Below are 21,737 nucleotides of genomic sequence, written 5' to 3' on the forward strand. Positions count from 1 at the left end.
TTTTTGTTTTCATTATACGACAGTTTGGATTTATATGTTGCATGGCTATCCCGTTATTGTATCCTAATGGGAGAACTTGCTTTCGATAGGAGGGATTGGCTTGCGACAGCTGGAGAATGAACGGGACATCATAGAGCTTGTGCTCGAAGACGAGTGGATGATGAAGGTGCTGCATGCGGCGGGGGCCTTGAACCTGCCGGACTGGTGGGTGTGCGCCGGATTTGTACGGTCGAAGGTATGGGATTGTCTGCATGGTTACACGGAGCGGTTCGTATTGCCGGATGTGGATCTGATTTATTACGATCCTTCCCAAACGGATGAAGCAGCAGAGAAAGTGCTTGAGCAGAAGCTGAAAGACCTCATGCCGGATGTGCCTTGGTCGGTGAAAAACGAAGCGAGAATGCATCTGGTGAACGATATCGAGCCGTACGCATCCGCCGTTGATGCCATGTCCAAGTTTCCGGAGACGGTTACCGCTTTGGGACTGTCCTTGGACGAGCAGAACGGTGTAGTGTTGTCGGCACCTCACGGAATCAGGGATTTGCTGGACCTCGTTGTCCGGCCTACGCCGCATTTTAAGCAGTCGCCGACACTTATGCCGATCTATGAGAAGCGCCTTCTTCAGAAAAACTGGAAGAGCAGATGGAATCAGGTTGAAGCTGCTACTACCCATATTTATATGGTTCGGCATGCGCACTCCGTCTATAAGGCAGACGACGAATTGTACCGGCCGTTATCTCCTGATGGAGAGGAAGCGGCGAGAAAAGTTGCCGATCTTCTGGCGGATGTACCGATTTCGGCCATTATCTCCAGCCCGTACAAACGGGCGCTTCAAACGGTGGAGCCGTTAGCCGCTCGGAAAGGTCTTGCCATTCAAGCGGAGGAAGACTTTCGGGAGCGGTTATTGGCGGACCGGCCGCAGGATGAATTTGATTATGCCATCCGGAAGGTATGGGAAGAGGAGGACTTCTCCTGGCCGGGAGGCGAATCCAATCTGGTCGCTCAGCATAGAGGGGTACAGGCTCTGCAAGGCGTACTCCGTCGTTACCAGGGAGAGACGATCGCCATCGGGACGCACGGCAACCTCATGGCATTAACGATGAAGGCCTTTAACCCGGAATACGGCTTTGCCTTCTGGCAGCAGCTGAGCATGCCGGATATTTATAAGCTTAGCTTTACCGGCCTTGCGCTCACGCATGTCGAGCGAATTTGGGATATATCCTAAATCGCGTTAATAACATTGAAAATTCCTCTTATAGTGCTTCACCATGTAAATCAAAGTCATACTCTATGAAAAATCTTAATAATATGTAACTAAGAGAGGGATATCCCTCTCTTTTTCAATCTTTTTCGTTAAAGTAGTTGTATGCTTTCGTTAATAAGTCGGAGAGCATTAACGTCTGCTCCTCGCCCAGGTGCTCGACCAGGCCGCTAAGATGCTGATTCAATTGCTCGTCCGCTTCCTTCGCAATCTGCTTTCCTTTAGGAGTAAGCTCAATTCCCACCGAACGTCTGTCATCCGGGTCTACGGTACGTTCAACAAGCCCGTCGGCTATCAGTTTCTTAAGAAGCTGGGTGACGGTTGGGGTAGTGACAAGCAGCTTGCTGCTGATTTCGGATACTCTGATTTTAGGATTATCGACATCGGTATTCATCATGATGCAGAACAAAATGCGAAGCTCGCTCTTGTTAAGGCCGTTAACCGATCTTTGTCTCCACTCGGCTTTCGCAAAACGGGTAAATGATTCCCTTAAACGTTGGATGGTCTCCTGATGGTTGTCTTTGTTCATACCTACTCCCAATCCCTAAGTTGTTAATTGTTTATACTTGAAATATATCACACTTCTCATTATTATGATTATAGTTAAGTTGGTAAACTAATTATTTAAATGCCACAATAATGGGGTGTTACGATGGTTAACGTAGGAGTAATGGGTACGGGTTACGTCGGGCTTGTCCATGGTGCTGTTTTATCCAATTACGGTTTCCGGGTTACCTGCATGGACGTAGACGAACAGAAAATCGAGCGTCTGAACCAAGGCCTTTCTCCAATCTACGAGCCAGGGCTTGACGAGCTGCTCCAAAGCGGCCTTCGCGCCGGGAATCTCGTCTTTACGGCAAGCGCCCAGCAAGTCGTTCAGACAAGCGACGTTCTGTTTATCGCAGTGGGAACGCCCGCCAAAGAGGACGGCAGCGCGGATCTTTCGCATGTCTGGGATGCGGTGCAGCAAATCGGCAAGCATATCAACGGTCATAAAGTGATTGTCAGCAAATCAACGATGCCGGTTGGAACAAGCAGAAGCATTGCCATGTATCTTGACGGCAAGCTCAGAGGCACCCCGTACCGGGTTGACGTAGCCTCTAATCCGGAGTTCCTGAGACAAGGCAAGGCTGTCAGCGATTCGTTGTCTCCATCCCGGGTTGTGATTGGAGCGGAGAGCGACGAAGCGGTGCAAATGCTGAAGAAGGTTTACGCTACTCATCTTGAGCAGGATGTCCCGTTTCTATTCACGAACTGGGAAACTTCCGAGATGATCAAATACGCGTCAAACTCCTTCCTGGCGGTCAAAATTTCTTTTATTAACGAGTTGGCCTTATTATCCGAAAAGGTTGGCGCGAAAATCCAGGATATTGCGAAGGGTATGGGCTTGGACGACAGAATTTCGCCGCATTTCCTGCAGGCAGGCCCCGGTTACGGAGGCAGCTGCTTCCCGAAAGATACGCAGGCAATCGTGGATGTCGGCAGGAAGAACGGCGAAGAGCTGTACGTCGTGCGTGCGGCCATAGCAGCCAATGAGAAGCAGAAGGCGAAGATGGCGAGCAAGATCGAAGAGGCGTTATCCTTTGACGGTAAGTTGAAAGGAAGAACCGTTGCGGTATGGGGGCTTACCTTCAAGCCGGATACGGATGACATCCGCTATACTCCAAGCTATGAGATCATTCAGGGCCTGCTCGGCAAAGGAGCTTCCGTTAAGGTCTATTGCCCGCAAGGGATGAAGCAGGCGAAGCTTTATTGGACCGATTTGAACAGCCGAATCCAATATTGCGACAGCGAGGCGGAATGCTCGCAGCAGGCGGACGCGATTGTGCTGATGACCGAGTGGGAGCAGTTCCGTGCTGCCAATTGGGAGAAAATCGCCCGCGGCATGCGCGGAAATGCGTTCTTTGATATGCGGAATATGTTCGCGGGGGACGATTCAGTCCTTCAATGGTTCAAATACTACCCGGTGGGCGCAAGCGAGCACGGGTATCCCTTGCGGGAGGCACAATGAAGACGTATTGCGTAACCGGGGGAGCGGGTTTTATCGGCTCCCATCTTTGCGAGCAGCTGCTGGCTCAAGGCCACCGCGTCGTCAATATCGATAATTTCAACGACGTTTACGACTATAAAACCAAAATCAGGAATATCCTGAATAGTACAAGGTCGGAGTTTCCTTTCCTCTATTTGGGAGAAAAGGAAGGCGATGTGGCCAAGCTTCAGGCGGTTGTGGAATCGGATCATTACCGGCTGGCTGCGGCGGATATCCGCCGCATGGACGAGCTTGATGCCTTGTTCGCCAGCGAGAGGATCGACGCCGTTATCCACCTGGCGGCTATGGCCGGGGTCCGGCCGTCGATTGAGGATCCGCTTCTGTACGAGGATGTGAACGTGAAGGGAACTCTTCATATTCTGGAGGCGATGCGTAAGCATGGCGTGCGCAAATGGCTTTGCGCCTCGTCATCGTCCGTGTACGGGAATAACAGGAAGGTGCCTTTTTCCGAGGAGGACGTCGTCGACTTCAGCATATCGCCGTATGCGGCGACCAAAAAAGCCTGCGAAGTGCTGGGGCACACGTACTTTCATCTGCATCATATCGATACGATTATGCTGCGCTTTTTCACGGTTTACGGAGAGCGGCAGCGGCCGGATCTTGCCATTCACAAATTCGCGAGGATGCTGGACAAGGGAGAAGAGCTGACGATGTACGGCGATGGCTCCTCGAGGCGCGATTACACGTATATCGGCGATATAATCGCGGGTATACTTGGCGCCTTGTCGTATGTGGAACGGATGGAAAACCTCTACGAGGTTGTGAATCTGGGCACGAACCGAACCATCACGCTCCGGGAATTAATCGCTAGCTTGGAACAGGAGTTTGGCAAGAGAGCCCTCGTTCGTACACTGCCTAACCAGCCGGGAGATGTGGAGCAGACCTATGCCGACGTATCCAAGGCCAATCGGCTGTTCGGTTATCTCCCGCAGACCGATTTTGCCGAGGGAATACACAAGTTTGTTACATGGTACAGGGGGAATGGAAATGGTTAAGTTATCGGTCGTTGCGCCTATTTATAACGAAGAAGAAAACATTAAGCTGCTGCACGAGGCGATCACGAATGCGGTTAAAGATAAAGTAGAGAGCTACGAAATCGTCCTCGTCAACGACGGCAGCAAGGATCGCAGCGCGATGCTGCTCGATGAGCTGGCCGAGCAGGATTCCAAGGTGAGAGTGATTCATTTCGAGAAAAACTGCGGTCAGACTGCGGCCATCTACGCCGGCCTGAAGGGCTCGACCGGCGAGCTGGTCGCGTTGATTGACGCGGACCTGCAAACGGACCCGCGGGATATTTTCAAGCTGATGCCTTATATCCCGAACATGGATTTCGTGAACGGCAAGCGCGTGCGCCGCAGAGATACGGTCGTGAAGAAGGTATCCTCCCGCGTCGGCAACGGCGTCCGCAACTGGCTGACGGGCGATCAAATCTACGATACCGGCTGCCCGATGAAGCTGATGAAGCGCGAGGTGGCGGACAGCTATTATTTGTATGAGGGACAGCATCGTTTTCTCCCGACTCTGGCGAAGATTAACGGCTTTAAGGTTATCGAGGTGGCCGTATCCCATCAGGAAAGACAGCATGGCGTATCCAAATACGGCGTATTTAACAGAGCCTTCGTGGGGCTTATGGATGCCATCGTCATTGGCTGGCTCCGCAAACGGGTCATTCGCTATCAAATCAAAGGCCATTAATTATGTGGTGGCATGCGATTATAGGCAATGTGTCGGCCGGCAACATGGGATGGATTATTTTTGGCTTTATCGGGCAGATCATGTTCACGATGCGGTTTATCACCCAATGGCTGGCGAGCGAAAAAGCGAAAAAAACCGTCGTTCCGCAGTCATTCTGGATTTACAGCATTTTGGGCAGCGCGGTGTTGTCTATTTACGCGATATACCGCAAGGATCCCGTCTTTTTGCTGGGCCAGCTGCCCAGCGTCTTTATTTACTTCCGGAATATCATGCTCAACCGCAAGTCGGAGGTACAAGCCGCGAACAGCAATTCCGCGGATATGTAGTGAAACTTTTAATTGGGAAGCATTTAAGGCCCCTTGGGGACCTTAAATGCTTTTTTTTGGCGGCATGGAGCAGGTTAAAGTCCCCGAGGAGACCTAGGATAAGACCCTGACAGGTTCCTATTTCATGTCTGACGGCAAATTTCCGCCTCTAATGCAGGTTCATGGAATATGCCAGGTTAACGGTTATGTTGGAATTTGGAGCAAGGTAATCCGCGACTATGACTGGACAAGCCCAAGATATCTTGGCATGAATCGCTAAATATTGGCATGTTCTTCCTGCCGCTTGCGGCAGTATACTAATCGATGCATGGCGATGAAAGCGTTGCCAGTAATCGTTGGTTGAGGAAGGAGGTCTGAAGGGGGAAATCACGCGATTGGCTTGAGCTCACGTACAGCCATGAACAACTATTGCGAATTAGGGAGGAAATAGACGAATGAACACGATGTATCGGGAAAGGGCGACGAGAAAGCTGCTAGTCTTGACGCTATGCGCGGTCATGCTGGTCTCGCTGGTATCGTCCTTATTTATCCGTGAGGTACATGCGGCAGGCTCTTATTTATTATCCCAGAATAAAACGGCGTACGCTTCTTCCGTCGAAGGAGGAAACGCGGCGAATCTTGCGGTGGACGGTTCGGCCGGCACGCGCTGGGGAAGCCAATGGGGCGTGGATCCCCAATGGCTTTATGTCGATCTTGGCGCTAACGCTTCGATAGACCGCGTGAAAATCCAGTGGGAAGGCGCTTATGCGAAAGCCTACAAAATCCAGGTATCGAGCGATGAATCGACTTGGAACGATGTTTACTCGACAACAACGGGAGACGGCGGTACCGATGACCTGACGTTAGCGGGAACCGGCCGTTATGTCAGAGTATTAGGCACGCAGCGCGCCCTCGCGGCTTATGGCTACTCCATCCTGGAATTTGAGGTATACGGGACAGGCGGCTCTACGGCTCCACCGGTTGATTACGGTCCGAACGTAGCGCTGAACAAACCGGTGACGGTATCATCGACTGAAAATTCCGCCTATTTGCCTCCGGGCTCGACGGCTGCTTCCAATGCGGTTGACGGCAACCCGGCAACGCGCTGGTCGTCCAACGCCACCGACAATGAATGGATCTATGTCGATCTGGGCTCCGCCCATCAGATCGGCCGGGTGGTCCTGAACTGGGAAGCTGCAGCCGGGCGGGCGTACGACGTTCAAGTATCGAATAACGGCACGCAATGGACAACCGTCTATCGCGAGCTTCACTTTGCGGGAGGCAAACAGGAGATTCCGCTATATACAAACGGGCGTTACGTTCGGATGAACGGGATCGGCCGCGCGACTAGCTTCGGCTACTCGCTTCTCGAGTTTGAGGTGTACGATTATATAGCCGGCCAGCCGCAGCCGACGTATTCGATTCCGGCACTGCCAACGCCAACAGCCGTGCAATCGGGCTCCGGCAGCTACCTGACTAACGATATCCATATGCCGCAGCCGAAATATCCGTCTAATAAGACGTCGAATATCTCGACTCCAATCCCGTCGAATGACTGGTGGCAGTCGATTCTGATCAAGCCGTACGGCGATTATCTCGTCACGCTGCCGCTGAAGTCGAAGTACTTCCAGCAAGGGCTTGGCATTCTGAATCCCGGAGCGGGCTGGCTGTCCTCGGACGGTAGAGCGGTCAATGCCGACGGCAATCCCGACCTGTACGTCATGTCAAACAGCATTAACACGTCCAAGCTACAAACCCGCGTGACGGGTTACGGCGACTGGTCCGTGGACGCGGTTGTAAGCGACGATGCCACGGACAAGATGAAATCGACCTTCGTCAAAGGCTCGCCTTACGTGTACAACACCTTTGCCGATCCGAATTCGGTCGAGATCTATTCTTCGCTGATTACGCAGCTGTTTGACGACAACGGCAACGCGGTCCTGACGACCGAAGGCGCAACGCTGACCGCCGACCATATCGGCGTGAAGCTGGTGAACACGGACGGCAGCGGCGCATCGTATACGCGTTACTATGGCCTTTTTGCACCGGCGGGAACGGTATTCAAGAAGGTTGGGGCGAAGGTCAAAATCCAGCTTGGCAGCGGAGGAAACTACCTGTCGGTTGGCGCTATGCCGGCCGCTTCTAACTTGAATTACTATTACCAGCATGCTTATGCCTTCGTAACGGATACGAAAGTGAATTACAGCTACAATGAGTCCACTTCGCAGGTGACAACGGATTACACGCTGACAACGGCCCTGAAGCGCACCGGGTTCTCGAATCAGGCGCTGACAACGCTTCTGCCGCATCAATGGAAGGTGTCTTCGACACCGCTTACCGCACTGACCTATCCGTCGGTCCGCGGTACGTTGAAGGTGCGCGAAGGCAATACCTTTACGACGGTGGACCGCTTCTACGGCATCGTGCCTCAGTTTACGGAGCCTACGGATTCGGCATACGACAAATCGTTGATGGTATCTTACTTGAAGGCTCTGGACGAAGAAACGACAAGCAATCTGATGGCTGCCGACGCTTATTGGCAAGGCAAGAAGCTCCATCCGCTGGCGATGGGCGTTCTTGCGGCAAACGAGCTTGGCGAGACCGCTTACCGGGATAAATTCCTGTCGCGGATCAAGACGATCCTGACGGACTGGTATACGTATACAAACGGCGAACCGGATTACTTCCTGTACTACAACTCCGATTGGGGGACAACGTACTACAAGTCCAGCGAGTTTGGCGCGAATAACGGCATTACGGACCATCATTTTACGTATGGCTATTATGTATTTGCATCCGCCGTGCTTGCGACCTTCGACAATGATTTCAAAACGCAGTACGGCCCGATGATCGACCATCTCGTCCGCGACTACGCGAACCCTTCGCGTACGGATTCCATGTTCCCGTTCTTCCGCAGCTTTGATCCTTATGAAGGCCATTCATGGGCAGGCGGTTACGCGGATAACGATAACGGCAACAACCAGGAAGCAGCAGGCGAATCGCTCTTCGGATGGGTTGGCCAATACATGTGGGCACTTGCCGACGGCGATACCGCATTCCGCAACGCTGCCATTTATGGGTTTACGACGGAGCTGAACGCGGTGATGCAATACTGGTTCAACTATGACGGGGACAACTGGATTCCGCAATATACGCACAAAACGGTCGGACAAGTATACGGAGCATCGAATTTCTTCGGTACTTTCTTTAACGGAGATCCGGTATACGTATACGGGATCCATTGGCTGCCGACTGCTGAATATTTGACAAGCTACAGCCTTGTGCCGGGCAAAGCGGCAGGTCTGTACAGCGGCTTTGTTGCCGATAACGGCGGTCCGGAGACGGACTGGTATCATATCGTATGGCCAATCCAAGCGTTAAGCGATCCGCAGGCGGTCATAAACAAATGGAGCGCAACAAACATGCAGAAGAACGAAATCTTTAACACGTATTGGTTCGTTCATAACATGCAGACGCTTGGCACGCGTACGAAGGAGGTCTGGGCAACGGGCTGGACAAGCGCTACGGTGTACAAGAAAGGCAATGCGTACACCGCTCAAATCTGGAACCCGACGGCAAGCCCGGTGACGGTAACGTTTAAAAATGCTGCCGGCACAACAGGCACAGCGGTTGTAGCCGCAAAATCCCTTGTCTCGGTGAATCCGATGGTGAACACGAATTCCGGCGATAACTGGCCTCCGGTCGGAAGCGGCGGAGATAACGGCAATGGCGGCAATAATGGTACGGATACCAACGTAGCGTTGAACAAAACGGTAACGGTATCGTCGACCGAAACGCCTTATGCCGGATCGAATGCCGTGGATGGCAGCGCGCAGACCCGATGGGCATCCATTGCGGGTGCGGATCCTCAAGCCTTGACGATTGACCTTGGCTCCTCGCAGCAGCTCAGCCGCGTGAAGCTGAACTGGGAGACGGCATACGGCAAATCGTATAAGGTTCAAGTATCGGCTGACGGAAACAGCTGGTCCGATATTTATGCAACAACAACCGGCGACGGCGGCATTGATGACTTCAACGTAACCGGAACCGGACGTTACGTCCGGATTAATATGACGGAGCGCGGTACGATCTACGGCTATTCGCTGTATGAGGTTGAGGTATACGGCCATGCAGCAGCTTCCTCGAATTCCACGCTGCTGTCCGTAGGCAAGACGGCAACCGCTTCCTCCTATCAGGATCCGTTTGTCCCGGCTTCGGCAGTGGACAATGATCCGGGTACGCGCTGGGGCTCGGTGACTGGCGCCGATCCGCAGTGGATTACGGTTGATCTTGGCGCAAGCCGCACGGTAACCGGCATCAAGCTGAAATGGGAGACCGCTTATGCCAAGTCGTTCAAGCTGCAAATTTCGGCGGACGGCAACAGCTGGACGGATCTGTACAGCACAACGACGGGGACTGGAGCCGATCTTGACCAGAATGTGAACGGCAATGGACGTTATGTGCGCATGCTGGGAACGGAACGCGGCACGCAGTGGGGCTATTCGCTTTGGAGCTTTGACGTATACGGCTATTAAGGTTTGACCAGGAGACTGTCCCGTCGGGACAGTCTTTTTGCCTTGTTATGCGACTTAAGCTGAAGCAAAAAATTTGATAAAGCCACCCCTGCTGTTCTATGATTTGAGAATACATGTTATGCGGTTACGCGGTGGAAAAGGAGGAGCACAAGAGATGGTTCAAGACGTGGAGCTTTTTGGGCAGACGCCACGCTTCTGGAAATGGTTTTTTGGCGTGAAGCTGGTATTCGATCTGGCCATATCGGGCATTTTTTACTTTGAGCATTCCATCGCGCTTTTCTGGAGGCTAAGCTTTATCGTATTTTCGCTGGCGGTATTTCTGCTGGTTTATCTGTATTACGCCAATACGAACAAAAATCCCAATTGGCTGATCTACCTGCTTATTCTGGATTTTCTCGTGTCGGCTTCTTACGGCTACATCTTTATTGCGGGAAATTTCCCGAACCATCTATTTATCGGAATAACCGCGTTAGCGATCCTGATGTTTATCCGAAGCACACGCGTTCTAATTGCCGCGGGCTTTGTGCTGCTGTTGCTCTACGTGGCCACAATGGGCAGCATTGACTGGTATTTGTATAAACGGCTGGATGCGGATAGCTATTTTATCACTTGTTCCTTTATCGTGTTTGCGTGCATTGTGAATGCGCTCATCCACTTCTACCAGCGTGCCCGCAGGGAAGCGTTAGAGCTGTACGCGCAGCTGCGGCAATCTCACGAGCAATTGCAGGAGTACGCAAGCAAGGCCGAAGAATGGGCGGCATCGCGGGAGAGAGTAAGAATTGCGCGGGAAATTCATGATACGGTTGGCCATAAATTGACGGCAGCGCTTGTCCAAATGCAGGCGGCACGCAAGTTAGGCGCGGTTGATCCCGCACGCAGCGAGCAAGCCTACTTAGACTGCGAAGGATTAATCCGGTCTTCCTTGCAGGAGGTCCGTCTTTCCGTCAGAGCCATTCGGGATGAACCTATTCCATCAACCTCCTTGAACACGAGTCTGGAAAGACTTGCCGAAGAATTTACGAAATTTGCAAACGTGCAGACCAGCTTCCTAACAAACGGGATGCCTGTGGCCTTGCCAAGCGATCTTCAACTGACGGCCTACCGGGTCGTGCAGGAATCGCTAACGAACGCGCAGAGGCATGGGCATGCCGGCAAGGCTGAGATCCTGCTGTCCTATTCCGGCGAGGGTTTCTCCCTTGCCATCCGCAACGACGGAGAAGTGCCCGGCGAATTAAAGCCGGGATTCGGATTGATCAATTTGAAGGAACGCGTGAAGGAGTGGAACGGTCAGGTGCGGTTTCAAACGGATCCGTCGTCAGGCTTCGCCGTCGAAGCCCGCTTCCCTTATCCTTCGGCAGAAACGGAGCGTGAGTACAAATGAAAGTCCTTGTTGTAGACGATCAACGGATTATGAGGGAAGGGCTGGCGACGATTATCGGCCTCGAACCGGGCATGGAGGTGGTCGGAACGGCGGTAGACGGCCAAGATGCTTATGCCAAGGTGACGGAATTGCTGCCGGATGTGGTGCTGATGGATATTCGAATGCCGGGTATGGACGGCGTCGAAGGCTCCGCGCTTATCCGCAAGCATTTTCCCGAGACAAAGGTGCTGATCCTGACGACCTTCGACGACTCGGAATTAATCATCAAGGTGCTGGAGAACGGCGTTCATGGCTATCTGCTGAAGGACATGCCTTCCGAGGCGATCGTCGGAGCCATTCGAACCGTCTATAACGGAGGTACCGTGCTTCAACACGATATTACGTCCATGCTTATAAAAGAGTTCGTCAAAATCACCGACCTGAACCCGGATAAGTCGCATCCGCTTGGTTCTCAAGAGCCCGCGGAATTGAAGCAGCTGACGGAGCGCGAGAAAGAGGTGCTGGCCTTATTGGGGCAGGGCCTAAACAATAAAGAAATAGCGGGTTCGCTTTTTCTGACGGAGGGTACGGTAAAAAATCACGTATCGAACGTGATCGCCAAGCTTGGGCTGCGCGATCGGACACAGGCCGCTATTTTTGCGGTTCGCCATCTTTCCTAAACACCCTGAGGCATGACTTTTGGCACGGGGCATGAAATTATTCATGCTTCGGCGGTCCAAAGTGATGCCTTTTCTTTTGCAAGGTCATGACTTTCCACAGATTTATGGGCAACGGCCTCTTGCTAAAATTGGTTTACAAGTTAAAGAGGAGGTGCGTTAGCAATGAAGCTGATACGGTATGCCATTCCGATTGCCGTGCTTGTTGTCGCCGTGTATTTCTTAAAGGGGTCTTTCAGCAAAGCGGAGGCTCAGGAAATTCAAAAAACGATTGTTGAGAACACAAACACCCCTTACGAGACTGCGATATTTTCCGGCGGCTGCTTCTGGGACATGGAGGAGGTGTTCCAAAAGCTTGAGGGCGTGACGGGCGTGGATTCCGGCTATACGGGAGGACATACGGCCAATCCGACTTATGAAGAGGTCGGCTTGGGAACAACGGGACATCTTGAATCGGTTGAGGTGTATTACAACCCCGCTATTATCTCGTACGACGAGCTGCTTCGCGTATTCTGGCGCAACGTTGATCCAACGGATGCCACCGGTCAATTCGAAAATCGGGGAAACGAATATCAGTCCGCTATCTTTTACGTGAATGAGCAGCAGAAGCTGGCGGCTGAGGCATCGGAAAAGGAAGTGAAGGCTTCCAACCGGTTCGATAAACCAATCGTAACGAGAATCGAAGCGGCAGCGACCTTTTACAAAGCCGAGCCCGAGCATCAGGACTATTACGCGAACCATCCGTACATCTTCAAGATGAACACCCTTTTTTCGACGCGCGATTCATCCCTGGACCGGATTTGGGGCAAGGACCGCGAGGTGAACATTAGCCCTAAGACAACCTATGCGAAGGATTTCAACAAGGAAGAAAAGCTGAAGACGCTGACGGAGCTTCAATACGCAGTGACGCAAAACGGCCAGGATGAGCCTCCGTTCGATAATCCGTACTGGAATAACACGGACGAGGGCATCTACGTCGATATCGTATCGGGCGAGCCGTTGTTCAGCTCCAAGGATCAGTTCGATGCGGGAACGGGCTGGCCGAGCTTTACCAAGCCGCTGGAGCCCAATAATATCGTGCTGCATGAAATCGGCGGATTATATTCCGTGGTTGAAGTGAAAAGCCGCGCTGCGGATTCCTTCCTGGGCCATGTGTTCAAAGACGGGCCCGCGCCAACCGGACTCCGATTCTGCACGAATTCCGCGTCGCTGCAGTTCATTCCGAAATCCGAGCTGGAGCAAAAAGGCTACGGGGAATATGCCTCCCTGTTTAAATAAAACAACCTTAATGGAGGAGAGATTACAATGAGAAAAGAATATGTGTTTCATGTATTTGATAAGCATCTCGAGCAATTGATCGAGGTATTCGGACAATGTCCCCCGGAGAAACGGGATGTCATTCCGAATGGCTTCAAAAACCATATCCATTGGCATCTGGGACACGTGCTTGCGGTGACGCAGTTCCACGTATTTGGTCTAGCGCAGGAAACTCCGATCTTCCCGGGAAGTTATGATGCTCTGTTCGCTTACGGCACGAAGCCTGCGGATTGGGACGAACAGCCGCCTCAATGGGAGGTAATGTACGCACAGCTGAAGGAACTCCGCAGAGCCATGCATGAGACCTTCGAAAACCGGCTTGACGAGCCCGTTGGAGAGAACTTCCTGAAAGCCGAAAATATCGGCGAGCTCATTATCGCGACCTCTTTGCATCTGTTTTACCACCAAGGCGTCGTTTACGGCATGCTTAACGCGCTGAAATAAAGAAAGAAAACAACGAAAACCGCCCTAATCCAGGGCGGTTTTCGTGTTTATCCAGCCGTGATTTAAAACATCGGTATGAGGTATCTCGCTATGAAATACAGCACCCCGAAAGTAATGATTACATAAGCAAGGTATTTGATAAAGGTGGAGGCCACACGGCTCGGGTCGTGCCTTTTCTCGATATGGCGTTCTTCGTAATCGTGCTGTTGAACGGACATTCGGATCACCGCCCTCAATTTTTTTGTAACTTCTATTATGTCTTTACCCTGGGCTTCCGGTGATTAAACAACGGGCTGAAAGTTAACAAGTACGATAAACCCCGTCCGTACGTTTGACACATCCATCCTTTATGATTAGCTGAACTATCATACAGAGATGAGGAAGAATCGTGAAAAAGATGATTTGGATGGTTGTATGCGTCCCGCTGTTGCTTTCCGCTTGCAGCAGCAATGCAGGTACGAAAGTTGCGATAAACACTCCCGCAAGTCCATCATCGGTGCAGCAGCCGACAAGCGGCAAGGCGGATACGGACCCCGTCAAGCTAACGTTCTCGACTTATTTCCTTAGCGATCAGGTGAAGACAGCCGTCAAGAAATACGAATCGCTTCATCCGAACGTCGAAGTTGAACTCCAGACGACCCTTCCCTATGGCAAGGATTTAGACGAAGTAATGGCTCTGCAGGAGAAATACATCACCACGATGAACACCGAAATTCTGGCCGGCAAGGGTCCGGATCTCCTTGAGCTCGACATCTTGCCGCAGGAGTCGTATACCGGCAAGAAGCTTCTCCTCAATCTGGACGAGCTCGTCAAATCGTCGCCCTCGTTCCGGAAGGAGAATTGCTTCATGAATATTTTGGACAACGCCAAGCTTGACGGCGGGCTGTACGGCATACCGCTATACTTCTCGCTTGACGCCCTGCAGGGAGATGCGGCTGCTATTGGCAACACAGGCGCGGCAATCGACGATAGCAACTGGTCCTGGGAGGATTTTATCGAAACGGCCAAGCAATTGAAGCAGAAGGGGAACGCGAATGCCGTGTTTTACAGCTCGCAATCCTACATGCTAAGCGAGCTGACAACCGAGAATTTCGCGCAAATGGTCAAGCAACAGAAGGGCAAGAAAGTCTTCAATGACACTTTATTCCTCAGCTTCATGAACCGGATCAAACAGATGCGTGATGAAGGCGTCCTTTTCGATATCGAGAAGGATGGGGGAGGCAGGGAATCGTTTTCCAAAGGCGATCTGCACGCTTACTTCTACGATGCCCGCATTGATTCATTCGAAAATTATGTATATAACGCGTCGATAGAGGGGGTGCCAGCTCTCTACACGAAGCCCCATCCGCACGAAAATGGCCCTGGCGGCTATTTCACGACTCTCGGAACGGTAAGCATCAATGCGAATTCCGCGCATCAACAAGCTGCTTGGGACTTGCTTCAATTCCTCATGGACGACGAAGACGCGTCGGCTTCCTCTTCGACGGTTATACGAGGCTTCCCGATTAATCAGAAGGCCTATGATTTGCAGGCGCAACAGCTGGCGGAGGCCGGCAAGCTCGTAACGGAAGGGCAAGAAGAGATTAGCGTGAACAAAGCTATGCTGGATCCGCTGAAGAGTACGCTTTCCAGCGCCGTTCATTGGAACCATGCCCCGTTAAGCTTGGACTTGGAGCAGATGATTTACAAAGAATCGCAATTTTTCTTCAGCGGACAGAAATCGGCTGAGGCAGTCGCGAAGCTCGTGCAGAATAAGGTGAACGTAATGCTTAACGAGTAACTATCCGTCAGCCTCTACCGCTAAACCGTTTGATCGCTTCCTCGGTAACCGGCGTGAAGAGATTAATAAGGTTGCCGTCGGGATCGCGGAACAGTGCGGCACGATTGCCCCACGGCATTGTGGTTGGTTCCTTTACCCATATGCCCACAAACGGCTTCAAGCGCTCGTATTCGGCATCCACGTCGTCGACGCGAAGCTCGATAATGACCGAGCGATTGTCGGCGGCTACTGCGGAACCGGCGCCGAACAGCTGCACCGTCTGGGAGTGCCCGATCGCCAAAGCGAAAGGCGGCACAACGATTTCGGCAAAGACGGGCGCGGGACGTTCAGCCGAAACACCCGTCACTTTTTCATAAAAATCGACTAGACGATCCACGTCATCGGTAATGATGCGTACGGAGGCAAAATTCATAATAATCATCATCCTTTCTGAATTCGAGTATAAAAAAACGCTACTGACATCGGTATGTCAGTAGCGTTTTAATTTTCGAAAGCTACAGGAGCGTATTCAAGCAGACCGCTCCGATTTCGCGAACGCGGATCTTGAACAGCTCCGTGCCCGTCGTACGCCCGATAAGTTCCCGGTATTCCTCTACCGCCGCATGCGGCAGAACGGCCAGAATGACGCCGGCGAAGCCGCCGCCGTGTACCCGGCAGGCCCCGTCGCCCAATTGCTCAATGAAGCGCTCGGTAATGGCGAGCGTAATTGCGATTCCTTGTTCGCGGGACACCGATTCTTGATAAATGTTCTGCAGCCATTTCCAAGACGAATTGCCCGAGGCGGTAACATGCTTCAGCACGTTCTGCCATTCGCCTGACTTAATGGCCTCTACCTGCCGCCCGACACGTTCGTTCTCATCCAGGAAATGCAGCGCCCGCAGTACCGCCCGATCACCGGCTGTCTCGCGGAGCTCCGCGAGACGACCGTAGATCATCTCTGCCGTCAAATCGCGGCATACCTCTGCGCCGAAGGCTTGCGCCACCGCCCGCATCTCGTTCGGAATCGAAGCATAGTCCTTCGTCAGGTCAGCGTGGTTACCGCCGGTGGCGACGATGACCAGGCTGTAGCCTGCTGCTTCGAAGGTGCCCGGAATACGTTCGATCCGAGGCTGTGCCGGTTCCTTAAAGTCGATGGTAATCATACCGCCGTACGAGCAGGCCATTTGGTCAAGCATTCCAGACGGCTTGTTCCAATACAGATTTTCGGCATGCTTGCCGATGCGCGACATCATAACCGCGTCCAGCTCTCCGTTATTATAAAGAGTACTTAGAATCTGGCAGATCAGAACCTCGAAAGAGGCAGAGGAGCTGAGTCCTGACGCCGGAAGAACGTTACTGCTGACGCTGGCGTTAAAGCCTCCGACTTGGTACCCGTGCTGCCGGAAACCGTGTGCGATGCCGCGGATTAAAGCAGCCGTCCCGCCTTCGCCTTCCTGCGGTTCCAGATCATCCAGACGGATGACGGAGATGCCCGGATAACCCTCGGAAACGACGGAAATGACGCCGGTGTCCACGGCTGCCGCAGCCGCAATCGTATCTAGCTGAATACTGGCCGCCAGCACCTTTCCGTGGTTATGGTCCGTATGATTGCCGCCTATTTCTGTGCGTCCCGGCGCACTGAAGTATTTCAACGACTCGGTTTTTCCAAATTGCGTGCCGTATTCCTCCATGCATCTCCGGTATCTGCCGATCTGCTGCTCTCTTTCCTCGCTGCCGTACATCTGCTCCAGCAGCTGCTTTGCCTGTGCCGAATTAAAAAACTGTTCGAATTGATCGTTCATCTTGAAGGTTCCTCCCGATTCTAACGGTTTGAGTAGAAGTGATCATCATGTCCATTGTATCGGATTACAGCGTTTACAGAAAGGATATAAAAAGATGCATGCACCAATTATTCGTGACAGAGTATTATGTTTAAAGAAGTACCTTGACAGTCATAGTAATATACCTTATTATGCAGATATGGAGGTGATTGCATGAGCGAGAACAAAATCACATCCGACCTGCTGAGAGGACATACGGATACGATGATATTACGGCTCTTGTCCGAGGCCGACCGTTACGGATACGAGATTGTGAAGCTGATTGCCGACCGTTCGGACGGCGAGTATGAACTAAAGGAAGCCACCATGTACTCGAGCTTCCGGAGGCTGGAAGCTGACGGCGATATCGAGTGGTACTGGGGCGATGAATCGCAGGGCGGACGTCGCAAATATTTCAGAATTACCGAGAAGGGCAAGGAGACCTACTCCCGCAACAAAAGCAATTGGGAGTATGCGAAACGCGTGTTAGAAAACCTATTATGAGGAGAGATTCGAAATGACAAATCCAAAATTGAACGATTATCTAAACAGCGTGTTTACCCCATACGACGGGGTGAAAAGCGTTTCCGAACTGAAGGCCGATCTGCTTTCCGATTTGCAAGAGCGCTACAACGAGCTCAAAGCGGAAGGCAAGGACGATGAAACCGCGTTTAAGCAAACCATCGAGGGCATTGGCGACATCGAGCAAACGATTCTGGAGGTCGCCAACCTCTCCCGCTCGCTGGAGCGTCAAGTCGTGACCAACTTTAACGGAAGCAACCTGGCGGACAGCGACTTTGCGGGCGTGAAGGCACACAAAGGACAATTCAAAGGCAGCGCGCTGCATGGCTCCGACTTCTCGGGTGCCGACTTGACCGGCAGCTCGTTCAAGAGCAGCGACGTACGACAAGCGAATTTTGACGGCGCGAACCTGACGGACTGCAGCTTCTCCGCGCTTGACCTGACGAATGCAAGTTTCAACAAGTCGACCCTTGTGCGTACCAACTTCAGCAAATCGGGGCTGGACGGAGTCACCTTTACGGGCGCGAAGCTGACCGACGTCACGTTAACGCTGACGGATCTTCGAAAAACGAAATTCGAAGGCTGTTTATTTGACGGAGTAGACTTCAAGTTCTCCGATCTGACAAGGCAATGCTTTGACGGACAGACGTTTATCGGCGTGAAATTTGAAAAAGCGGCTTTAACCGAGGCTTCGTTCAAAGGAGCTACCCTTAAAAACGTCTCGTTCCAGCCTGGTTTTACGTTGACGAAGAAGTACTATCGCATGATCAAAACCGTCAACTTCGACGGCGCAACCATGGATAAATTAACTTTCGCGCATCTCAAAGGCATGGATGCCGATTTGTCGAAAGTGACCGTTGTGTAAACAGGCGATTGATCAAGCAAGAATGGCATCACATCCATTTTTAGGAGGTTACCCCATGCAAACCAAGTCTATTCAAGTAAAAGGTCTGCGGAAAGCCTACAAGCAGCTCGAAGTGTTGAAGGGCGTAGATTTCGAGGTAGAACAGGGCAGCATCTTCGCTCTCCTCGGATCTAACGGGGCAGGAAAAACGACGGTCGTGAAAATTCTCACCACGCTGCTTGCGCCGGACGGAGGAACCGCAGCCATTAACGGATTTGATGTCTCGTCGCAGCAGAATGAGGTGCGTCAGGCGATCAGCCTGACCGGACAATTTGCCGCCGTCGATGAAATATTGACCGGCCGCGAGAATCTGATCATGATCGCCAAGCTGAGATATCTCAAAAATCCGCGACAGGTTGCGGAAGACATGCTGAAGCGCTTCGGATTAACGGAAGCTGCGGACCGCAGAGCGTCCACTTACTCCGGCGGGATGCGCCGCAGGCTCGACATCGCGCTTAGTCTTGTGGGCAAACCGAAGATTATTTTTCTGGATGAGCCAACCACGGGACTGGATCCGGAAGCCCGCATCGAGGTATGGAAGGTCGTCAAGGAGCTCGCCGATGGCGGAACGACAGTTCTGCTGACTACTCAATATTTAGAAGAAGCGGAGCAGTTGGCCGACCGGATTGCCATTCTTCACGAAGGCCGGATTATCGCAAACGGTACGCTGCAGGAGCTCAAAAAGATGTTCCCTACAACTAAGGTAGAGTATATCGAGAAACAACCGTCGTTAGAGGAAATCTTCCTCTCGATTATCGGTAAAAAGGAGGCTATGTAAATGGAAACGGCAAAGAAGCATTTTTTCATCGACATTAGCGTTATGCTTGGGCGTTCCATGCGTCACATTACCCGCAGCATGGATACCATCATTACGGTGACCATTACGCCAATCGCCATGATGCTGCTGTTCGTCTACGTATTTGGCGGAGCCATTCAGACCGGTACCGATAACTACGTCAATTACCTGCTTCCAGGCATTCTTCTTATGGCCATTGCCAGCGGCATAGCTTACACGGCATTCCGGCTCTTCACCGATGTCCAGAAGGGAATTTTCCAGCGGTTTCATACCATGCCGATATCGCGTTCCGCCTTGCTGTGGGGCCATGTATTGACATCGCTTGTATCTAACGCGATTTCGGTGGCCGTCATCATTCTCGTCGCGTTAATCATGGGCTTTCGTTCATCCGCGGGAGTGCTGCCATGGCTTGCCGTAGCCGGTATCCTCGCTTTGTTTACGCTTGCTTTGACATGGGTCGCCGCGATTGCCGGATTGTCCGCCAAAACGGTCGACGGGGCCAGCGCATTCTCCTATCCTCTCATCTTCCTGCCCTTTATCAGTTCTGCATTTGTGCCAACCGAATCGATGCCAACCGTCGTTCGCGTGTTTGCCGAAAACCAGCCAGTGACCTCCATCGTAGAATCCATCCGTGCTTTGCTTGCAGGAGAGCCTTTACACCATGACATCTGGATCGCCCTTGCCTGGTGCGTCGGAATCATGCTCGTGGCTTATGTGTTTGCAATGAGAGTGTATAAGAAGAAGATTTAACTTGATCGTACAAAAACGCAAAGAAGGCAGGATGGGGAGTACCCTAATCCTGCCTTTACGCTTTTTAAAATCGTTTATTGGACTAAGCTCTCCAAGTCCGGCTGCAATTTATTCCGCAGAACATACAGCATGATCGCTCCGACGAGGAACGCAACGGTATCCGCAATGACGAGCGACCAGACCACGCCGTGGAAGCCGTTCATTTGATTAGCGATATAAAGCACCGGAATCAGAGTAATGCCTTGAATAACCGACATAATAAACGCGGCGGTTCCTTGCGCTGTTGCTTGGAAGATCCCCGTAAACAACGTGGTCATTCCGGTTATGAACAAGGACAAGAAGGTTACATGGAGGATGTAGCTGCCCATTTCGATTAATTGCGGATCATTTGTAAATAGACCAATCAAGTGGTCGGAAATCAGAAAGACGATAATGCCGAACACGACCGCTAACGATACGATCATTTTGATCGTAAATCCGATGGTTTCCTTCATGCGCGATTTATTCGCCGTAAAGGTAAAGGCAATGAGCGGCACGACGCCTTCGCATAAGCCCATCAGTATAAACTCGGGAAATTGCAATAAGCGGGATGAAATGCCGTAAGCCGCTACGGATTGATCCCCGTATTCGACCAGATAATGGTTAAAGATGAGCGACATGGCGCCCAAAAAGATACTCATAATAAAGACGGGAACCCCGATTTTGAAGACGTTGCCCATAATCTCCTTGGTAGCCTTGAACCATTTCAAGGAGATCGTTAAGAACGGGCTCTTTTTCCCCATATGGAAAGCAAAGAACACGCTGGCAGCCAAGTTGGAAACGACTGTAGCGGAAGCAACGCCGATCACGTCCCAATGGAATACGAAGACGGCCAAAGCATCGAGAATAATATTGACGACAACGCTGAGAATCATGCCGGTCATCGACGTAATGGCCGAGCCCTCCGAGCGCACGATATTCTCCAGCGTGAAGAATAAAACGACGATTGGCGAACCGATCAGCATAATCGTGACATAGTCCTTCGTAAATCCGAAGGATTCGGGCGTGGCTCCGAGGCCGTGGACGATGGGATCGATTAACGGGAGCAAAATGGCAATCACGATAAGGCCAAGCACTAAACTGCTGTACACCGCGAAGGAGGACACATGCTTGACATCGTCGTATTTTTTCTCGCCCAGCAAACGGGAGATGAAGGTGCCGCTGCCCATGCCGATCAAGTTGCCGAGCGCCATAATAACCGCGAACAACGGCAAGGTTAAGGCGAGCGCGGTTATCATGGCCGTATTGTTCAGCGTTCCGAGGAAATAGGCATTCAAGATGGAGTAAATCACGCTCATTGACGTGCCCAGCATCATCGGTACGGCGAAGTGGGCTACGGCTTTTGCGACCGGTGCTTTTTCAAAGTAATGGAGGTTTTGCGCATCCATTTGGATCACTTCTTTCTATGCGATGTTTATCTAACGGTGTTAGATTGAACCTTACAGTGTTAGATGATATCATGAACTTATACGCCTGTAAAGAATAAACTTACACTGTTAGATA

Annotated in this window: 20 protein-coding genes; 15 read left to right on the forward strand and 5 right to left on the reverse strand. The window is 51.8% G+C overall.

Features of this window, described 5'->3' with window-relative positions; all coding sequences use genetic code 11:
• Positions 1-100: 100 nt before the first annotated feature.
• On the forward strand, positions 101-1,225 hold the full coding sequence (locus tag EV294_RS30945) for a nucleotidyltransferase family protein (RefSeq protein WP_347813059.1): 1,125 nt from the start codon (positions 101-103) through the stop codon (positions 1,223-1,225).
• 115 nt (positions 1,226-1,340) lie between these two features.
• Here the strand turns inward: EV294_RS30945 and EV294_RS24810 are convergent, their stop codons facing one another.
• Positions 1,341-1,790, reverse strand: coding sequence for a MarR family winged helix-turn-helix transcriptional regulator (locus tag EV294_RS24810; RefSeq protein WP_132311781.1), 450 nt, complete (start codon positions 1,788-1,790; stop codon positions 1,341-1,343).
• 123 nt (positions 1,791-1,913) lie between these two features.
• Here EV294_RS24810 and EV294_RS24815 point away from each other — a divergent pair, with 123 nt between their 5' ends.
• The 9 genes from EV294_RS24815 (at position 1,914) to EV294_RS24855 (ending at position 13,644) form a co-directional block, all read left to right on the forward strand.
• Positions 1,914-3,272 (forward strand): UDP-glucose dehydrogenase family protein, encoded by a 1,359-nt coding sequence (locus tag EV294_RS24815; RefSeq protein ID WP_132311783.1) that lies wholly within the window; start codon positions 1,914-1,916, stop codon positions 3,270-3,272.
• Positions 3,269-4,306 carry a GDP-mannose 4,6-dehydratase gene (locus EV294_RS24820; RefSeq protein WP_132311785.1) on the forward strand — a complete coding sequence of 346 codons (1,038 nt, stop codon included), beginning with the start codon at positions 3,269-3,271 and terminating at the stop codon, positions 4,304-4,306. Before EV294_RS24815 ends, EV294_RS24820 begins: the two co-directional genes overlap by 4 nt.
• The gene (locus EV294_RS24825) at positions 4,299-5,006 is read left to right on the forward strand and encodes a glycosyltransferase family 2 protein (RefSeq protein ID WP_132311787.1); all 708 of its coding nucleotides are present in this window, start codon (positions 4,299-4,301) and stop codon (positions 5,004-5,006) included. The genes EV294_RS24820 and EV294_RS24825 overlap by 8 nt, the downstream gene beginning before the upstream one ends.
• 2 nt (positions 5,007-5,008) lie before the next feature.
• A complete protein-coding gene (locus EV294_RS24830; protein ID WP_132311789.1) occupies positions 5,009-5,332 on the forward strand; it encodes a lipid-A-disaccharide synthase N-terminal domain-containing protein in 324 nt (107 codons plus the stop codon).
• Positions 5,333-5,766: 434 nt separating this feature from the next.
• Positions 5,767-9,846 carry a galactose-binding domain-containing protein gene (locus tag EV294_RS24835; protein WP_132311791.1) on the forward strand — a complete coding sequence of 1,360 codons (4,080 nt, stop codon included), beginning with the start codon at positions 5,767-5,769 and terminating at the stop codon, positions 9,844-9,846.
• Between the two features lie 154 nt (positions 9,847-10,000).
• On the forward strand, positions 10,001-11,227 hold the full coding sequence (locus tag EV294_RS24840) for a sensor histidine kinase (protein ID WP_132311793.1): 1,227 nt from the start codon (positions 10,001-10,003) through the stop codon (positions 11,225-11,227).
• Positions 11,224-11,886 (forward strand): response regulator, encoded by a 663-nt coding sequence (locus EV294_RS24845; protein WP_132311795.1) that lies wholly within the window; start codon positions 11,224-11,226, stop codon positions 11,884-11,886. Before EV294_RS24840 ends, EV294_RS24845 begins: the two co-directional genes overlap by 4 nt.
• Before the next feature lie 162 nt (positions 11,887-12,048).
• The gene (gene msrA, locus EV294_RS24850) at positions 12,049-13,161 is read left to right on the forward strand and encodes a peptide-methionine (S)-S-oxide reductase MsrA (RefSeq protein ID WP_132311797.1); all 1,113 of its coding nucleotides are present in this window, start codon (positions 12,049-12,051) and stop codon (positions 13,159-13,161) included.
• A gap of 27 nt (positions 13,162-13,188) precedes the next feature.
• Positions 13,189-13,644 carry a DinB family protein gene (locus EV294_RS24855; protein ID WP_132311799.1) on the forward strand — a complete coding sequence of 152 codons (456 nt, stop codon included), beginning with the start codon at positions 13,189-13,191 and terminating at the stop codon, positions 13,642-13,644.
• A gap of 62 nt (positions 13,645-13,706) precedes the next feature.
• Here the strand turns inward: EV294_RS24855 and EV294_RS30430 are convergent, their stop codons facing one another.
• Entirely contained in the window at positions 13,707-13,862 is a 156-nt protein-coding gene (locus EV294_RS30430; RefSeq protein ID WP_015847029.1) for a hypothetical protein, read from the reverse strand.
• 179 nt (positions 13,863-14,041) lie between these two features.
• On the opposite strand from EV294_RS30430, the gene EV294_RS24860 reads away from it, so the two are divergent.
• A complete protein-coding gene (locus EV294_RS24860; RefSeq protein ID WP_243711790.1) occupies positions 14,042-15,424 on the forward strand; it encodes an ABC transporter substrate-binding protein in 1,383 nt (460 codons plus the stop codon).
• Positions 15,425-15,431: 7 nt separating this feature from the next.
• Here EV294_RS24860 and EV294_RS24865 read toward each other — a convergent pair whose 3' ends face one another.
• A complete protein-coding gene (locus EV294_RS24865) occupies positions 15,432-15,836 on the reverse strand; it encodes a VOC family protein (RefSeq protein ID WP_132311803.1) in 405 nt (134 codons plus the stop codon).
• Positions 15,837-15,918: 82 nt separating this feature from the next.
• Complete coding sequence (locus EV294_RS24870; RefSeq protein WP_132311805.1) at positions 15,919-17,205, reverse strand: galactokinase; 1,287 nt, start codon at positions 17,203-17,205, stop codon at positions 15,919-15,921.
• Positions 17,206-17,397: 192 nt separating this feature from the next.
• On the opposite strand from EV294_RS24870, the gene EV294_RS24875 reads away from it, so the two are divergent.
• From EV294_RS24875 to EV294_RS24890, 4 genes are read left to right on the forward strand one after another with little or no spacing between them, the layout of a single operon-like run.
• Entirely contained in the window at positions 17,398-17,727 is a 330-nt protein-coding gene (locus tag EV294_RS24875; RefSeq protein WP_132311807.1) for a PadR family transcriptional regulator, read from the forward strand.
• A 13-nt stretch (positions 17,728-17,740) separates the two neighbouring features.
• Positions 17,741-18,610: a pentapeptide repeat-containing protein gene (locus tag EV294_RS24880; protein ID WP_132311809.1), complete on the forward strand. Its 870-nt coding sequence runs from the start codon at positions 17,741-17,743 to the stop codon at positions 18,608-18,610.
• A 55-nt stretch (positions 18,611-18,665) separates the two neighbouring features.
• Entirely contained in the window at positions 18,666-19,427 is a 762-nt protein-coding gene (locus tag EV294_RS24885) for an ABC transporter ATP-binding protein (protein WP_207918190.1), read from the forward strand.
• Positions 19,428-20,195, forward strand: a complete 768-nt coding sequence (locus EV294_RS24890; RefSeq protein WP_132311813.1) for an ABC transporter permease — start codon at positions 19,428-19,430, stop codon at positions 20,193-20,195.
• Between the two features lie 74 nt (positions 20,196-20,269).
• Here the strand turns inward: EV294_RS24890 and EV294_RS24895 are convergent, their stop codons facing one another.
• Positions 20,270-21,622 carry an MATE family efflux transporter gene (locus EV294_RS24895; RefSeq protein ID WP_132311815.1) on the reverse strand — a complete coding sequence of 451 codons (1,353 nt, stop codon included), beginning with the start codon at positions 21,620-21,622 and terminating at the stop codon, positions 20,270-20,272.
• Positions 21,623-21,737 lie beyond the last annotated feature (115 nt).

The sequence above is a fragment of the Paenibacillus sp. BK033 genome, from assembly GCF_004345425.1.
GTDB lineage: Bacteria > Bacillota > Bacilli > Paenibacillales > Paenibacillaceae > Pristimantibacillus.

Bases quoted from the DNA above. Each gene is read 5' to 3' on its own strand.
- EV294_RS24810 (WP_132311781.1), bottom strand. From the start codon at position 1,790: ATGAACAAAGACAACCATCAGGAGACCATCCAACGTTTAAGGGAATCA.
- EV294_RS24815 (WP_132311783.1), top strand. From the start codon at position 1,914: ATGGTTAACGTAGGAGTAATGGGTACGGGTTACGTCGGGCTTGTCCAT.
- EV294_RS24820 (WP_132311785.1), top strand. From the start codon at position 3,269: ATGAAGACGTATTGCGTAACCGGGGGAGCGGGTTTTATCGGCTCCCAT.
- EV294_RS24825 (WP_132311787.1), top strand. From the start codon at position 4,299: ATGGTTAAGTTATCGGTCGTTGCGCCTATTTATAACGAAGAAGAAAAC.
- EV294_RS24830 (WP_132311789.1), top strand. From the start codon at position 5,009: ATGTGGTGGCATGCGATTATAGGCAATGTGTCGGCCGGCAACATGGGA.
- EV294_RS24835 (WP_132311791.1), top strand. From the start codon at position 5,767: ATGAACACGATGTATCGGGAAAGGGCGACGAGAAAGCTGCTAGTCTTG.
- EV294_RS24840 (WP_132311793.1), top strand. From the start codon at position 10,001: ATGGTTCAAGACGTGGAGCTTTTTGGGCAGACGCCACGCTTCTGGAAA.
- EV294_RS24845 (WP_132311795.1), top strand. From the start codon at position 11,224: ATGAAAGTCCTTGTTGTAGACGATCAACGGATTATGAGGGAAGGGCTG.
- msrA (WP_132311797.1), top strand. From the start codon at position 12,049: ATGAAGCTGATACGGTATGCCATTCCGATTGCCGTGCTTGTTGTCGCC.
- EV294_RS24855 (WP_132311799.1), top strand. From the start codon at position 13,189: ATGAGAAAAGAATATGTGTTTCATGTATTTGATAAGCATCTCGAGCAA.
- EV294_RS30430 (WP_015847029.1), bottom strand. From the start codon at position 13,862: ATGTCCGTTCAACAGCACGATTACGAAGAACGCCATATCGAGAAAAGG.
- EV294_RS24860 (WP_243711790.1), top strand. From the start codon at position 14,042: ATGATTTGGATGGTTGTATGCGTCCCGCTGTTGCTTTCCGCTTGCAGC.
- EV294_RS24865 (WP_132311803.1), bottom strand. From the start codon at position 15,836: ATGAATTTTGCCTCCGTACGCATCATTACCGATGACGTGGATCGTCTA.
- EV294_RS24870 (WP_132311805.1), bottom strand. From the start codon at position 17,205: ATGAACGATCAATTCGAACAGTTTTTTAATTCGGCACAGGCAAAGCAG.
- EV294_RS24875 (WP_132311807.1), top strand. From the start codon at position 17,398: ATGAGCGAGAACAAAATCACATCCGACCTGCTGAGAGGACATACGGAT.
- EV294_RS24880 (WP_132311809.1), top strand. From the start codon at position 17,741: ATGACAAATCCAAAATTGAACGATTATCTAAACAGCGTGTTTACCCCA.
- EV294_RS24885 (WP_207918190.1), top strand. From the start codon at position 18,666: ATGCAAACCAAGTCTATTCAAGTAAAAGGTCTGCGGAAAGCCTACAAG.
- EV294_RS24890 (WP_132311813.1), top strand. From the start codon at position 19,428: ATGGAAACGGCAAAGAAGCATTTTTTCATCGACATTAGCGTTATGCTT.
- EV294_RS24895 (WP_132311815.1), bottom strand. From the start codon at position 21,622: ATGGATGCGCAAAACCTCCATTACTTTGAAAAAGCACCGGTCGCAAAA.